Raw genomic sequence first — 219 nt, forward strand, 5'->3', positions numbered from 1 at the left:
CAGTCCTTTCCATCGAGGAGGAGGCGATCATCGTCGCGTTCCGGCGGCATACGCTGCTGCCGCTCGACGATTGCCTCTATGCGCTGCAGCCAACCATCCCGCATCTGACGCGGTCATCCCTGCATCGTTGCCTTCAGCGCCACGGCATCAGCCGATTGCCGGAGGTCGAAGGCAGTAAGCCCTCGAAGAAGAAGTTCAAGGCTTATCCGATCGGCTATT

Annotated in this window: 1 pseudogene; it reads left to right on the top strand. The window is 59.8% G+C overall.

Features of this window, described 5'->3' with window-relative positions:
* Positions 1–219 (top strand): annotated as a pseudogene (locus tag FNJ47_RS49440) (IS481 family transposase); the annotation flags it as partial.

The sequence above is a fragment of the Bradyrhizobium uaiense genome, assembly GCF_010811875.1.
GTDB lineage: Bacteria > Pseudomonadota > Alphaproteobacteria > Rhizobiales > Xanthobacteraceae > Bradyrhizobium > Bradyrhizobium uaiense.